Annotated in this window: 17 protein-coding genes and 1 tRNA gene; 8 read left to right on the top strand and 10 right to left on the bottom strand. The window is 63.9% G+C overall.

The window, feature by feature from the left end:
• Window positions 1-14 precede the first annotated feature (14 nt).
• Window positions 15-965: an AAA family ATPase gene (locus C440_RS16210; protein ID WP_008321744.1), complete on the bottom strand. Its 951-nt coding sequence runs from the start codon at window positions 963-965 to the stop codon at window positions 15-17.
• A gap of 141 nt (window positions 966-1,106) precedes the next feature.
• Between C440_RS16210 and C440_RS16205 the strand changes: the two genes are divergently transcribed.
• The 3 genes from C440_RS16205 to C440_RS16200 all read left to right on the top strand — a co-directional run bounded on the left by C440_RS16205 (window position 1,107) and on the right by C440_RS16200 (window position 1,815).
• Window positions 1,107-1,191, top strand: a tRNA-Ser gene (locus C440_RS16205).
• 153 nt (window positions 1,192-1,344) lie between these two features.
• On the top strand, window positions 1,345-1,506 hold the full coding sequence (locus C440_RS17575; RefSeq protein WP_008321743.1) for a hypothetical protein: 162 nt from the start codon (window positions 1,345-1,347) through the stop codon (window positions 1,504-1,506).
• 129 nt (window positions 1,507-1,635) lie between these two features.
• The gene (locus C440_RS16200; RefSeq protein WP_008321741.1) at window positions 1,636-1,815 is read left to right on the top strand and encodes a hypothetical protein; all 180 of its coding nucleotides are present in this window, start codon (window positions 1,636-1,638) and stop codon (window positions 1,813-1,815) included.
• Window positions 1,816-1,833: 18 nt separating this feature from the next.
• Here the strand turns inward: C440_RS16200 and C440_RS16195 are convergent, their stop codons facing one another.
• Window positions 1,834-3,372, bottom strand: coding sequence for a (R)-citramalate synthase (locus tag C440_RS16195; RefSeq protein WP_049915968.1), 1,539 nt, complete (start codon window positions 3,370-3,372; stop codon window positions 1,834-1,836).
• Between the two features lie 192 nt (window positions 3,373-3,564).
• A complete protein-coding gene (locus C440_RS16190) occupies window positions 3,565-3,912 on the bottom strand; it encodes a DUF192 domain-containing protein (RefSeq protein WP_008321739.1) in 348 nt (115 codons plus the stop codon).
• 86 nt (window positions 3,913-3,998) lie between these two features.
• Here C440_RS16190 and C440_RS16185 point away from each other — a divergent pair, with 86 nt between their 5' ends.
• The 3 genes from C440_RS16185 to C440_RS16175 all read left to right on the top strand — a co-directional run bounded on the left by C440_RS16185 (window position 3,999) and on the right by C440_RS16175 (window position 7,196).
• On the top strand, window positions 3,999-4,523 hold the full coding sequence (locus tag C440_RS16185; RefSeq protein WP_008321738.1) for a DUF7097 family protein: 525 nt from the start codon (window positions 3,999-4,001) through the stop codon (window positions 4,521-4,523).
• Window positions 4,524-4,613: 90 nt separating this feature from the next.
• Window positions 4,614-5,165 (top strand): GMP synthase subunit A, encoded by a 552-nt coding sequence (locus tag C440_RS16180; RefSeq protein ID WP_008321737.1) that lies wholly within the window; start codon window positions 4,614-4,616, stop codon window positions 5,163-5,165.
• A gap of 117 nt (window positions 5,166-5,282) precedes the next feature.
• Window positions 5,283-7,196, top strand: coding sequence for a DUF2070 family protein (locus tag C440_RS16175; RefSeq protein WP_008321736.1), 1,914 nt, complete (start codon window positions 5,283-5,285; stop codon window positions 7,194-7,196).
• Window positions 7,197-7,311: 115 nt separating this feature from the next.
• On the opposite strand, the gene C440_RS17885 is transcribed toward C440_RS16175, so the two are convergent.
• From C440_RS17885 to C440_RS16150, 6 genes are all read right to left on the bottom strand, one after another.
• Window positions 7,312-7,521 carry an HVO_0649 family zinc finger protein gene (locus C440_RS17885; RefSeq protein ID WP_152417886.1) on the bottom strand — a complete coding sequence of 70 codons (210 nt, stop codon included), beginning with the start codon at window positions 7,519-7,521 and terminating at the stop codon, window positions 7,312-7,314.
• A 202-nt stretch (window positions 7,522-7,723) separates the two neighbouring features.
• Window positions 7,724-7,978, bottom strand: a complete 255-nt coding sequence (locus C440_RS16170; RefSeq protein WP_008321734.1) for a DUF3194 domain-containing protein — start codon at window positions 7,976-7,978, stop codon at window positions 7,724-7,726.
• On the bottom strand, window positions 7,979-8,356 hold the full coding sequence (locus tag C440_RS16165) for a prefoldin subunit beta (RefSeq protein ID WP_008321733.1): 378 nt from the start codon (window positions 8,354-8,356) through the stop codon (window positions 7,979-7,981).
• A 100-nt stretch (window positions 8,357-8,456) separates the two neighbouring features.
• Window positions 8,457-8,726: a KEOPS complex subunit Pcc1 gene (locus C440_RS16160; protein ID WP_008321732.1), complete on the bottom strand. Its 270-nt coding sequence runs from the start codon at window positions 8,724-8,726 to the stop codon at window positions 8,457-8,459.
• A 1-nt stretch (window position 8,727) separates the two neighbouring features.
• On the bottom strand, window positions 8,728-8,862 hold the full coding sequence (locus tag C440_RS16155; RefSeq protein ID WP_004044283.1) for a DNA-directed RNA polymerase subunit P: 135 nt from the start codon (window positions 8,860-8,862) through the stop codon (window positions 8,728-8,730).
• A gap of 33 nt (window positions 8,863-8,895) precedes the next feature.
• Complete coding sequence (locus tag C440_RS16150) at window positions 8,896-9,162, bottom strand: eL43 family ribosomal protein (protein WP_008321731.1); 267 nt, start codon at window positions 9,160-9,162, stop codon at window positions 8,896-8,898.
• Between the two features lie 102 nt (window positions 9,163-9,264).
• Between C440_RS16150 and C440_RS16145 the strand changes: the two genes are divergently transcribed.
• Complete coding sequence (locus tag C440_RS16145) at window positions 9,265-10,275, top strand: NAD-dependent epimerase/dehydratase family protein (protein WP_008321730.1); 1,011 nt, start codon at window positions 9,265-9,267, stop codon at window positions 10,273-10,275.
• A gap of 188 nt (window positions 10,276-10,463) precedes the next feature.
• Here C440_RS16145 and C440_RS16140 read toward each other — a convergent pair whose 3' ends face one another.
• Window positions 10,464-11,189, bottom strand: a complete 726-nt coding sequence (locus tag C440_RS16140; RefSeq protein WP_008321729.1) for a DUF2103 domain-containing protein — start codon at window positions 11,187-11,189, stop codon at window positions 10,464-10,466.
• Window positions 11,190-11,322: 133 nt separating this feature from the next.
• On the opposite strand from C440_RS16140, the gene C440_RS16135 reads away from it, so the two are divergent.
• Window positions 11,323-12,150 (top strand): hypothetical protein, encoded by an 828-nt coding sequence (locus C440_RS16135; protein WP_008321728.1) that lies wholly within the window; start codon window positions 11,323-11,325, stop codon window positions 12,148-12,150.

Raw genomic sequence — 12,150 nt, 5'->3', positions numbered from 1 at the left:
ACCGTCTCACGCTGTTACTCTAATGTCGGCACTGCGACCCTGCCGAGTACGTCGGCGACGACGTCCGATTTCTGTACGTCTTCGACGCGTGCGTCGGGAGTGAGAACGAGCCTGTGTGCGAGCACCGATTGCGCGACGCGTTTTATGTCGTCCGGCGTGACGAATTCGCGGCCTTCGAGAACGGCGCGGGCGCGGGTCGCCTCGAAGAGGCGCTGTGTCCCGCGCGGTGAGACGCCGATTCGGACCCGGCGGTCGGTTCGCGTCTCGCGTGCGAGGTCGGCCATGTATCGAAGCAGGTCGTCTTCGACGCGGACCGATTCCGGCGCGCGACGAATCGCAACCACCGAATCGCGGTCGAGGACGCGCTCGACGCTCGGACTCTGTTCGGTTCGGCCGGCACGTCGCCGCAGGAGTTCGACTTCGCCGTCAACGTCGGGGTAGCCGATGGCGGATTTGACGACGAAGCGGTCAACCTGCGCTTCGGGGAGTGTGAACGTCCCTTCCTGTTCGACCGGGTTCTGCGTGGCAATGACGAAAAACGGCGTCGGCAGTTGGTGCGTCTCGCCATCGACGGTCACTTGCCCTTCTTCCATCGCCTCCAAGAGCGCCGCCTGCGTCTTCGGCGGCGCGCGGTTGATTTCGTCGGCGAGGACGACGTTAGCGAAGATGGGACCGGGCGAGAATTCGAAGGTTCGGTCGCGCTCGTCGTAGATATTCGTCCCCGTCACGTCGGTCGGCAGGAGGTCCGGCGTGAACTGCACGCGGGAAAACGACAGTCCGAGCGCGGTGGCGACGCTCCGCGCGGTGAGCGTCTTTCCGGTTCCGGGAACGTCTTCGAGGAGGACGTGGCCGCGAGCAAGGACGCCCGTGAGGACGGTTTCGAGGAAGGATCGGTCGGCGATGACGGCTTCCGAGATAGCGTCGAGAACCTGCGTGCAGGTCTCGTTCGCCGTGTCGATGTCCATACCCCGTTGCCGTCTGCGTGCGACTTATTCTCATTGGTCGGAGTCTGTCGATTTGGTCTCGGATTCGACCGTGCGACCCTCCGTCGCGGTCCTCGGAAATCGAAACGGATTAAACTATCCGCGAGAGAGAAGGTGATGGAAGCCGAGGTAGCCTAGCCCGGCCAAGGCGGTAGATTCGAAATCTACTGTCCATTCGGACACGTGAGTTCAAATCTCACCCTCGGCGCTTCTCGCGGACACAACGTTTCGAGCGGCGCGTCTCGTCCCGTCTGTCGGGTGCGACGGTGTGGTCGTCGGTGCGACGTTCTGGATTCACATCTAGGACCGAGAGACGTCTGTCTCCCGAAACTTTGTCAATCTACTATCTATAGCAGTCACCATGGAAGACGAACTTCAGCAACGACTCGATGGTCTCACCCTTCTGATTATGGTACTGTTCGCCATCGAAGGATACCAAATCGGGGGCCTGGTCGGTCTCGTCCTCGCGCTCCTGTTCGGCGGCGGCATCGTTCACGTGTTCATTCCATCGTCTTCTCTTTGAGCCGCGGTGCGGGGAGCGTGAGCACTCAGATTCTAGACGGCGATTGTCACTAACGCGCCTTCGTCTGGCGATTTTCACTTTCACTCTCCTAGGATTCGATACATATCCCCGTCCGCCATTATAACTGGTATGAGTGCGAACGCGGCGGATGCGAAAACGGACGAACGAGGCGGAACGAGACGAATCGACGTCACGACAGTTCGAACCGGTCGGGTCGCCGACTACGCGGAGACCCAACTCGGCGACGCCGCTATCGGCTTCGAACGCCGGGGTGGCTGGACGTACCTCGTCGCCAAAGAGACGCGCTGAGGCGCGTCGAAAAAACGGTCAGTCGCCGGCAGGCGCTGGTTCGGCGGCGGCACGACTCGGTGCGAGCAGTCGGTCGAGCGCATCGACCATCGCCTGCACGCTCGCGCGGGTAATGTCTGCGTGCGAGGAGGCGACCGAGACGCTTCGGTCGCCGTGCGACATGGTCACCTCGACGGTGACGACCGCGTCGGTCCCGCCGGTGATGGCATCGACGTGGTACTCGTCCAGTTGCGCGTCGGCGTCCGGTCCGAGCGCCGACCGAACTGCTTTCACCGCGGCGTCAACCGGGCCGGACCCGGTCCCAGAGGCGACTCGTTCGTCTCCATCGACGCGGAGGCGGACGCTCGCGGTCGGGGTGCCGCCACCGGAGGCGGCTGTGAGGTCGAGCAGTTCGACCTGTCGGTTGCGTTCGTAGCCCTGAACGTCCTCGGCGAACGCGAGCAGGTCGGCGTCGGTGACGCGTTTCCCGCGGTCGCCGAGTTCTTTGACTCGTTCGACGACGGCGGCGACTTCCTCGTCGGTCGCATCGACGCCGTGTTCGTCGAGCGCGGCTTTGACACCGGCACGCCCGGCGTGTTTGCCGAGAACCAGTCGTCGCTCGCGGCCGACGGTCGCCGGCGGGTAGGGTTCGTACATCGACTCGTCTTTGAGTGTGCCGTCGGTGTGGATGCCGCTTTCGTGGGTAAAGGCGTTCTCGCCGACGACCGCCTTGTTCGGCGGGAGCGCGACGCCCGTCGCGTGGGCGACTTTCTGTGCCAGCGCGTAGAGTTCGTCGAGTTTCACCGTCTCCGCGTCGTAGCAGTGGGCCAGCGCGATAGCGACCTCTTCGAGCGCGACGTTGCCGGCGCGTTCGCCGATACCGTTGACTGTGGTGTGAACGAGGTCCGCGCCCGCCGTCAGACTGGCGTGGACGTTCGCCATGGCGAGACCGAGGTCGTCGTGGGTGTGGGTCGATGTCGGCCCGAGGGCCGCGAGTCGAGAGACGACGTCGTAGGTGTGTTCTGGGCTAGTGTGGCCGACGGTATCGGCGAAACAGAACCGGTCCGCGCCGGCGTCGTGGCTGGTTCGTGCGAGCGCTTCGAGGAACTCGGCCGGCGCGCGAGAGCCGTCTTCGCCGATAACTTCGACCCAGAGACCGTGGTCTTTGGCGTACGCGACGAGTTCGTCTGTCGTCTGTAGAACGCCGTCGCGGGTCGTCCCGACCTTCGACTCGACGTGGCGGTCGCTCGACGGCACGACGAGCGTCACGCCGTCTACGTCGCAGTCGAGCGCGAGGTCGATGTCGCCTTGGACGCCGCGGGCGAAACTCGTCACCGTCGCATCGAGGTCGAGCGCGGTAACGCGCTGTATCGTCTCGCGCTCGCCGGGACCGGTGCAGGCACTTCCCGCCTCGATGTAATCGACGCGGGCGCGGTCGAGTGCCCGCGCGATGTCCGCTTTCTCGTCGGGTGACAACGAAACGCCGGGTGCTTGCTCGCCGTCACGAAGCGTCGTATCTAACAGCTGTACTGAATCAGAAGTGCGTTTCTCGGGCGTCGCCCCGAATCGGTCAGTCAGGGAAGAACCGTCTTGATAGTGGCTAGAACCGTCGAATTTCACAGCCAGCCGTCTTGTGACGACTTACTCTATCCTCCGCCGGTGTGGTAGGCTCCGACATTGTAATTGAACACATCTGTCGATGAATGTATAAACGAGAGGGTTCCGACAGAAATTGGTGTCCAATCGGGGTTGAATCACCGTTTCGAGGGGTCACTCGGCGAGTTCGACGAGGTCGCCCGGCTCTACATCGTCGGCCGCGCCGGCGGGGAGTTCGATAATCGTATCGGCCATGCCGAAGCCGATACCGGTCCACGCGGACAGTCGTTTTTTCTTCGTTACTTCGTCGCCGACGAGCCAGAGCGCGTCGATGTCGAACGGGACGAACACCATGTGGAGACTATGGCGGTCCGCATCGCCGAACTGGAAGACGAGCGCGTAGTCGTCCGGAACGGAGGTTCTGAACATCAGCCCGCGCGCCTGCGAGAGAAACGAGTCGGCCGTCTCGACGTTCGACGCGAGCGTGGACTGGTCTCCGTTCTGTCGGTGTACGAGTCTCACGCACCCGGTTTCGATTGGGGGCGTGATGAAACCACCGCCGGGGCGCGAGAGCAAGGTTTAGGCCGTCGCCATCCCGAATCCGCCGCATGGAGCGGACGCCGACAGGAACACCCGTGGGCGTTGACGACCCCTACGACCACGCGGGCCGCTGTGACCACCTCACGAGCGACGGGCACTGTCGTCTCGCCCGCGAGTACGCCGACCGCGACCCGGCGTTCGCCCGCGAACGAGCGCGCGAGGACTACGACTGCGTCGCCGCCGCCGACGGCTGTGCATTCCGCGACTGCCCGCACTACGCCGCGACGACGAGCGGCCGCGAGTGCACTCGGTGTGGACTCGAAGAGGTCCGCATGGCCCACGATTCGACGGCTCGCCCGCTTCTCGAAGAACATCACCTCTCTTACGGCACCCGCGACGGGACCGACCCCTCACACGAAATCACGGTCGCGCTGTGTCGCTGGTGTCACACGAAAGTCCACAAATCGTTCGCCCGCATCGACGACGACGCCGCGCCCGACCCGGAGGCTATCGCGGCGCGTGAAGGACGGCGGACGAAAGAGCAAGCAGAGTTGGGATTCCGGTCGGCACGGGACCGCGTTGACGACACCTAACGATTGACGAATGTGCCACTTCGATGCACGGATACGCGTATATCGGCCACTCTTCGATTCACTTTTAGGCACGCTAGTCCAATCCGGCACATGACCCGCATCGTCGTCATCGACAACCAAGGGCAGTTCACCCACCTCGAACGACGCGCACTCCGTGACCTCGGCGTCGATACCGAACTCATCGACAACGACACGGACCCCGAAGCCATCGACGCGGACGGAATCGTCCTCTCCGGCGGTCCCGACATGGACCGTATCGGCCGGAGCGCCGACTACCTCGACCTCGACGTTCCCGTTCTCGGCATCTGTCTCGGCATGCAGATTCTCGCCGAAGAACTCGGTGGTCGCGTCGGCTCCGGTGACTACGGTGGCTACGCCGACGTCGATGTCGATATTCTCGACGGAGACGACCCACTCGTTGGCTCGCTCGCGCCCGAAACGCGCGTTTGGGCCAGTCACGCCGACGAGGTCAAAGAAGTTCCCGATGGCTTCACGCACACCGCAACGAGCGATGTCTGTACCATCGAGGCCATGAGCGACGCCGACCGCAACCTCTACGGCGTCCAGTGGCACCCCGAAGTCGCCCACACCGACGAGGGCGAGGAAGTCTTCGAGAACTTCATCGCGGTCTGCGAACAGTAGAACTGTGGCTTTTTGACCGTATTAGCGCCTGTACCTCTCGATTCTTCTCATTCTTCATCGTCGTCTCTGCGAAACAAGCCGAGACATTTACCGGCCTCCGTTTTGTCTGTTCGGAAAATGACCTCCACGCAGAGCGACCTTGCTGGGTTGTCGCGGTTCATTTTCCGCGCACCCAACTGGTACACGAGTCTCGGGTTCGCCTTGCTCGTCGCCGCGATGGCTGGCATCGCGGCGTTCGACTCGGGCGACTTCGCCGGGTCGTGGCGGGGGCTTTTCTTCTTCGGTCGGGACGCTTGGGAAGGCATCTTCTTTATCGGTATTCCGACGGTCGTCGCGGCCTTCGGAACTACCGGCGTTGACCGCCTCGTCGGCGGAAAACTGACGCGTAACCGCTCGTCGCTTCTCGCGCTGGCGGGCGAAATCATGATCGTGGCCATCGTCACGCTGGCGGCGATTATCTCGTATGCGACTGGTCTCGGACAGACGTTCGTCTTCGACGCGTTCGTCGTCGCCCTCGCGTCGGTGTTCGCGTTCCGTCTGCTCATCGTCATGGCCGTCTCGCGCTCGTCGCTTCTCATCGCGTCGGTCCCGGCGAGCATCCAGACGGTCACGGCCGCGGCCCTGCTTTTCATCTACAGCGGGACGCTTCAGTTCATCAAGGTCGGCGGTCCCATCACGGAGGCCTACCTGATGCCGTATCTCGCTCGCTCGGGCAGAGCGCCGCCCGAACTGTCGGCAATCGCTCTCAGCCACTTCCAACTGCTTGCGATTACCTGTATCATCTACGCGGTCGGCGTCTACGCCTTCCTTCGCGTCGTTGACCGCCCGTGGCGACGGAGTCTCGGCGTGTCGATTCTCGACTTCATCCGCGGGTTCATCGGCCACATCGCCGAGGGGACAAGAGAGTTAGAAGACTTCTTCGAGCAACTCGGACAGGAAGCGATCGTCCCCATCACCGTGCTCTCGTTCCAGCGCGATGACGGGAGCGAAAAGGCTAGATTCGTCCTGCCGATGATTCACCCCGGTCCGATGGGCGAAATCGGCGGCGGCAACTTCCCCGAGCGAATGGCCCGACGCGCCGAGGGACTGGCGTTTCCGCCGCACGCGACCGCCGGTCACGACTTCAACCTCGTCACCGAACGCGAAGTTGATGTCGTGCTCGACGCCGCCGACAGCGCCTACGACAAAATCGAGTACGGGTCCGACGTGACAGAGAGCATCCGCGTCGAATCCGGCGACGTGAAGATGCTCGGTCAGCGCTTCGGCGACGACGCGGTTCTCATCTCGACGTACGCACCGCAGTTCGCAGACGACGTGGAGTACGCGGTCGGTCTCTCCGCGTCCGCTGAGGCCCGCACGGCGGGGCTCCGAAACGTCCTCCTCGTGGACGCACACAACTGTAACAACGGCCTACAGGGTCCGGACCTCGGCCACGTCACGCCCGGAAGTAAGCGGTCGTTCGACATGATTTCCGCCGCGGGTCTCGCAGGCGAAAAACTCGTCACCCTCCCGCAGGGAACGCTCTTTCTCGGCGTTGCCGCGGACGAAACCGACTGGACGCCCCGCGAGGGAATCGGCCCGCTCGGGATTCGCGTGGCCTTGATGCGCGTAAACGACCAGACGACCGCCTACGTCCTTATCGACGGCAACAACATGGAACCGGGACTCCGCGACCGAATCGTCGAGACGATAACCACTGGCCCGGACGCGATGGCAGACATCGCTGAGGTGATGACGACGGACACGCACATCGTCAACACCGTCGAGGCCGAAAATCAGGTCGGCGCGGCTATCGACCAGGACGAACTCGTCGAAACAATCGAGCGACTCGCCACCGAGGCGTTCGAAGACAGCGAACCCGTCCGCGCGGGAATGGCGACAGAGCGCGCCGAAGTGACCATCTTCGGCAACGACCGGACCGAAACCCTCGCCAGTCACGCGAACGTCGTCGTCTCGATGGGCGGCGCGCTCGCGCTCGCCGTCCTGCTGGCATCGATGGCCGTCAGTCTACTCGTGTTCTTCCTCACGTAAGCGTCACGAGCGCTTTCGAGATTCGACGCAGGATGGCTCGCGTGCGAACGTACTACCACTCACCGCCCGGACCGCTCGAACCGAACGTAGAATCGGCCGCTCGGAACGTGGCGTCTCATGACTTCAGCGAGAGCGTCCGCGTTTCGATGGCACCGCAACTCGGACAGACGTGTCTGTAGAGCACGCTCGACCCGGTCGTCTTCGCCGACCAACCGCTGTCGGTATCGACGAAACCGCACTCCGAACACGTGTGGTCGGCGTCGCTGTATCGTTCTCGCAGTCGGTCCAATGCGGTCGTTCCTCTCGGCGTTCTTCGTATTGACATGCGTCACCATAGACCATAGTAGTGTATAGTTGTACCGGGCAGTACCCCCTTACGGGGTCGTCAGGCACGAATCCGAGTGTGAGGACGAAGTGAATACGAGCACTGACGGTCTGCGCCGTGTCCGGCCCGGACTGGCAGCGCCGAAACGCAATCGCTCACCGGCGTAGAAACGAGTGCGGGGGGTTCCCGCGAGAGTCCCTTGTTACTCTTCGTCGGCGGCCGCGAACAGTTCGTCCACGGCCTCCTGTGCCGTCTTAGCCGCCTCCTCGGCGACCGCGTCGGCGTCTTCGGCATCGTCGGGAGCGTTGATATACACGTCAACGTCGAGGACGCCGTCTTCGAACGTCACGGTGACGTCGAAGTCTGTGACGCGAGACTGCTTGAAGCGGGCGAAGATGAGGCCCTCAGCCGCCTCTGCGGCGGCTTGGACCACTTCTTCGTCCGTCGGCTGTGGCATTTATGCGCCGCCGGGGCCCATCGGACCGGCACCGCCGCCCTGAAGCATCTGCTGGAGTTCTTCCTGCAGACCCTCGAACTTCTCTTGGACGCGCGTCTCCTGTTTGGTCAGCTGTTCGACGCGGACTTCGAGGCTCTCGACCTTCTCTTCGAGGTCTTCCTGAGCGGACTCGTAGTCGGTTTCGACGAGGAGTTCGCCGACTTCGCGGTACATCTTCGACTCGGCGTCGATGTCTTCAAGCGTTTCGAGCGCCGTCTTTGCTTCGTTGAGTGCCGACTCAGAGGACTGCTTCTGTTCGGAGACGTTCTGTGCGGTCTCCTGAAGGTTCTGCAGTTCTTCGAGCTTCTCCTGCGCTTCTGGCGGCAGACTTCCCTGCATACCCGAACCGACGGGACGCCGGCCCTAAAACACCCGCGGTCTCCCACGCGGAATCGGGTCGTCGAGCTTCGACCTTCGACACCCAACCGGCACGTGCGAGTTATGCCGACTGTGAACGGGTGTCGCTTGCGGCGGCGACCGTTTCGGCGGTTTCGACCAGCCGAATCCACGAGTTGACCCCCGCGCGGAGAGCGACGAGGTCGCCGGCTTCGACCGTCACGACGACGGTTCGACCCTCCCGGCGGACGCGCGCCCCTGAACGGGCGTCGTCAATTTCTCCGACTTCGACGGCGACGCTTCGCTCGACGGTGCGTGCGCGCCGCTCGTCGGGGTAGTCGAATTCGAGAGAAGCGCTGTGCGCTGGGCGCACGCTACTCGACGGCGACTTCTTTCACGTTGGGGGACCGCTCCTTCAGCAGGACGCGGTGCCCACAGTACGGGCAACGAACGCCACCGAACTCGTCCAGTTCGACGTCGCGCTTGCACCGGGAACACTTGTAGCTCATTGTGAGATGTGAGGAATCGAGAGTACTTTGAGATTATTCTTCGCTGGTGAGCGCGGCGCGGATAGAACGGCGGACCTGCTTTCCGGCCGGGGTCTGGGGACGGTAGGTCCCTCCGGTGAAGATTTCGCCGGTCTCTTCGTTCTTCCAGATTCCGGTTTCGACGCGGGTGACGTTGTCGCCGTCAACCTTCGCGTTGCGCATTTCAGCTTCGATTTCCTTGACGCGGCGGCGAGCGACGCGGCCGTACCGTGCGCCGAAGCGCCCGGCACTTCCGACGGATCGAGCCTTCTTTTCGGCCATAGTACCGCGAACTACCTCGTCGGCATGGATAAAGCCTGCGAGTCGTCTCGGACCGTGGCTCCCCGCGGCACGCCTTTGGTATCTCATCTCGTATGTGGGATTATGACACAACACGTCGTCGTCGGTGCAGGTCCCGTCGGACTCGCGGTCGTGGACGTACTTCAGGCGCGCGGAGCCGACAGTGTCGTCGTGACGCGCGACTCGACTCCCGACCTCCCCGACGGAGTCGAACACCGACACGCGGATGTCGTCTACCCCGACGACGCAGTCGATGCGTTCGCGGGCGCCGACGTCGTCTATCAGTGCTCGCAACCGTCCTACGAGCAGTGGGTCGAGGAGTTCCCGGACCTGATTCACGGCGTCATCGCCGGTGTCGAAGCCGCCGACGCGCGCCTCGTCGTCGCCGACAACCTCTACATGTACGGTCCCGCCGAGACCCGTCTCACGGAAGACCTGCCGTATCTGGCGACCGGACCGAAAGGACAGACCAGAGCCGACTGCGCGAACCTCGTTTTCGACGCCCACGAAGCGGGCCGAATCGAGGCGACTATCGGCCGCGCGAGCGACTTCTTCGGCCCGCGTGTCCGCGACTCAGTCGTCGGCGAGCAGGTCTTTGGGGCCGCCGTCGCGGGGCGGCGCGCGACGGTCTTCGGCGACCCGCAACTCGCCCACACCTACACCTACGTTCCCGACTTCGCGCGGGCGCTCGTCTTCCTCGGCGAGCGCGACGAGGCATTGGGCGAGGCGTGGCACGTTCCGAACCCGGAAACGGTCTCGACGCGCCGGTTCGTCGAACTCGTCTACGACGCCGCGGACACGGACCCCGGCTTCCCGCACATCGTCGCCGTCTCCGACTGGCTGTTGACGCTCGGTGCCCTCGTTAGCTCGCCGCTCGGCGAACTCGCGGAGATGCGATACGCCTTCGAAGAACCCTACGTCGTCCTCGACACGAAGTTCCGTGACACCTTCGGCGATGCGGTCGAACCGACGCCGCTGGAGGACGCAATCGCCGAAACCGTCGCGTGGTACCGTGACCAGCAAGCACGGGGCGAACCGGAGACGGAACCGGTCCACATCGAGACGACTCCGTCGGAGGCGGGCGAGTCGGCGTAACCACGGCCTGACTGCCCACTATACCTACTGGAATCAGCTGTTTTTCCGTTCCCCTCGGGTCACGCGTTTTTCCGGTCACTCGCTGAGCAGTCGGCTCTCGGCGTTCGACTCTCTACTCCAGACTCCCGATGCTCGACTTTCTACTCGGGACCACCAGTGTTCGGCTCTCCCGTCTCCCGGCGCTGACGCTATTCGTCTTGGAGTTCTTCTTCGCGGAGCGCTTCGTTCAGGTCGTCGCGGACGCGCTCGCCTGTCTCGCGGTTCATCGCCGTCGTAACGATGCGATTTTCTTGGACGCTCGACCCGTCGCGGAGCAGGAGTCTGACGTTGCCGTTGTCGTCGGCGCGGGTCACTTTCGCGCGGAGACCCGTTCTGGACCCCTTCCCGCCGGCGTCGATGGGACCGGGAATGACCTTCTTGACGTGTGGGTGCCCGGCGACGACGCCGATTGCGCGGCGACCCGCTCGCCGACCGATGAGTGTCGTGTGGCTCCCACCGAGCTTCTCTGCGGGCGGAATATCGACGACTTCGAGCGCTCGCTCGCCGCGGCTGTCGAGAACGCTCTGTACCGGCGCGTCGTCCGAGACCCGGTAAAATTCGTAGTGCAGTTGCGCGCGCGTCTCTCGGAGCGGAGCGCGCTCGCCGGCGGCGTAGACGGTTTCGGGGCGCTTCCGGCGAATCTCGTCGGCGACGAGTCCGGCGAAGTTCCGAAGTTGGACGACTTTCGTCTCGCCGTCGGACTCGGGTATCGTCGTGACCGTCGTCTCGCCGACGACGTCGTCCTCGTCGAGAAACGTCAGGGTCGCGCGGTCGGTGTCGAAGACGGCGACGACGGCGTCGCAGTTGGCGGTGTTGCAGGTGAGACAGTAGTCTCCGGGTTTCTCTAACGGATTGCCACACCGCCCACAGTGCATACCGACGTGTCGGGTGTGCGCGTACAAAAGGTCGTTTATGCATCGATTCCGGGCCGCTGTTTTCTCTGTCGGCGGTCGCGCACACCAACCGCGGCGAAAACTATTGGTTCCCGTGTCCGAGAGACCAGCGTATATGCGTCGTCGCGCACTTCTCGCATCTCTCTCCCCGCTCGCGCTCGCGGGTCTCGTCGGCTTAGTTGCACTCGCGCTCGCCCCCGAGACGACGATTCGGCTTGCGAACCAGTTGTTGCAGTCGGCTCTCGACACGGGGTTGGCAATCGCGTCGTACCTTCGTCGGTCGGCTCCGATTTCGACGGCGCTTTTCGCCGTGTTCGCGTGGCTCGCCGCTGGTAGTTTCCGGGCGTTTTTCGTCCACCGCGACCCCACGGACACCCGAACGACGGCCGAACTCGCCTTCGCCCTCGTCGCCTCCGCGGGCATCCCGCTCGTCGTGGTTTTCGCCCGCGACAGGCCGGTCGTCGTCGCCGGAACCGGCGTGTTCTTTCTCGCCGCCGCCGGGGCCGTCTTCGCCGGACGCTCGGAGACCGACGGCGTCGTCACCGGGTCGCTGTACGCGATGGCACCTATCGCGCTCGGTGCTGGCGTCGCGTATCTCTTCGCCGGGGCGACGGTCGCCCGTACCGCGACGCTGGCGCTCCCGCTCGCGGTTGGCTACGCGCTCGGCGTGGCGAGCGCTCTCGGTCGGTTACGACTCGGGGCGGCGGTTTCGACGGTCGCGTTCGCGGTCCCTGCGTGGTCGTACTTCCCGCCGGCCGCGGAAGCGGCGGCATTCGAACCCGGGACCGTCGCGCTCGCGGTCGGCTTTGCCGCGGTCGCGGCGCTCCTTTCGCTTCCGTTCGCCGCCATCGGCTACGCCACCACTCGGACGAGCGAGTTGCGACGCCAGATGGAGACGAAAGCGGAACACGGAGTCAAATCCGGGGCGAACGCGGACGAATAA

The sequence above is a fragment of the Haloferax mucosum ATCC BAA-1512 genome, assembly GCF_000337815.1.
Taxonomy (GTDB): Archaea; Halobacteriota; Halobacteria; order Halobacteriales; family Haloferacaceae; genus Haloferax; species Haloferax mucosum.
Note: the sequence above shows the minus strand (reverse complement) of the source record. Positions and strands in the feature narration are given on the sequence as shown.

What these genes read in the sequence shown, in the direction of transcription:
- C440_RS16155 (WP_004044283.1), bottom strand. Translation starts at nt 8,862, where the DNA reads ATGAGCTACAAGTGTTCCCGGTGCAAGCGCGACGTCGAACTGGACGAG.
- C440_RS17575 (WP_008321743.1), top strand. Translation starts at nt 1,345, where the DNA reads ATGGAAGACGAACTTCAGCAACGACTCGATGGTCTCACCCTTCTGATT.
- C440_RS16210 (WP_008321744.1), bottom strand. Translation starts at nt 965, where the DNA reads ATGGACATCGACACGGCGAACGAGACCTGCACGCAGGTTCTCGACGCT.
- C440_RS16140 (WP_008321729.1), bottom strand. Translation starts at nt 11,189, where the DNA reads ATGCACTGTGGGCGGTGTGGCAATCCGTTAGAGAAACCCGGAGACTAC.
- C440_RS16175 (WP_008321736.1), top strand. Translation starts at nt 5,283, where the DNA reads ATGACCTCCACGCAGAGCGACCTTGCTGGGTTGTCGCGGTTCATTTTC.
- C440_RS16180 (WP_008321737.1), top strand. Translation starts at nt 4,614, where the DNA reads ATGACCCGCATCGTCGTCATCGACAACCAAGGGCAGTTCACCCACCTC.
- C440_RS16165 (WP_008321733.1), bottom strand. Translation starts at nt 8,356, where the DNA reads ATGCAGGGAAGTCTGCCGCCAGAAGCGCAGGAGAAGCTCGAAGAACTG.
- C440_RS16185 (WP_008321738.1), top strand. Translation starts at nt 3,999, where the DNA reads ATGGAGCGGACGCCGACAGGAACACCCGTGGGCGTTGACGACCCCTAC.
- C440_RS16145 (WP_008321730.1), top strand. Translation starts at nt 9,265, where the DNA reads ATGACACAACACGTCGTCGTCGGTGCAGGTCCCGTCGGACTCGCGGTC.
- C440_RS16170 (WP_008321734.1), bottom strand. Translation starts at nt 7,978, where the DNA reads ATGCCACAGCCGACGGACGAAGAAGTGGTCCAAGCCGCCGCAGAGGCG.
- C440_RS16135 (WP_008321728.1), top strand. Translation starts at nt 11,323, where the DNA reads ATGCGTCGTCGCGCACTTCTCGCATCTCTCTCCCCGCTCGCGCTCGCG.
- C440_RS16200 (WP_008321741.1), top strand. Translation starts at nt 1,636, where the DNA reads ATGAGTGCGAACGCGGCGGATGCGAAAACGGACGAACGAGGCGGAACG.
- C440_RS17885 (WP_152417886.1), bottom strand. Translation starts at nt 7,521, where the DNA reads ATGTCAATACGAAGAACGCCGAGAGGAACGACCGCATTGGACCGACTG.
- C440_RS16150 (WP_008321731.1), bottom strand. Translation starts at nt 9,162, where the DNA reads ATGGCCGAAAAGAAGGCTCGATCCGTCGGAAGTGCCGGGCGCTTCGGC.